Here is a 290-nt window from a genome sequence, read left to right as displayed (position 1 = left end):
TTATTCAGGAAAATGTCGAGCGCCGCTGGCAAAGTATCCTCGCCGCCAGCGAACAATTTCCACTGTTTTCAGACTACCAGGACGATATCAAACAGATTCTGGCATTGAGCCCTTTCGTCGGTGAACTGATTGCGACTCAACCCAAGGTACTGGCAGAGATTCTCGAGCAGCAGTGGCATATCCATGCCGACGCCGCCTCGCTGTGTACTTTGCTGGCTGAGCAATTGGAAAACGTAGAGAGTGAACCCAATTTGCTGGCAGCTCTGCGCCAGTTCAGCCAAACACATATG

At 51.4% G+C, this 290-nt stretch carries 1 protein-coding gene; it reads left to right on the top strand.

Translation table 11 applies throughout. The features are described 5' to 3' along the window. Nucleotides 1-290, top strand: a 290-nt coding sequence (locus NLF92_RS12755; protein WP_254102580.1) for a hypothetical protein, incomplete at both ends; no start/stop codon positions are given.

It is taken from the genome of Opacimonas viscosa, assembly GCF_024199005.1.
GTDB lineage: Bacteria > Pseudomonadota > Gammaproteobacteria > Enterobacterales > Alteromonadaceae > Opacimonas > Opacimonas viscosa.
This window is presented reverse-complemented; position numbering and strand designations above follow the sequence as displayed.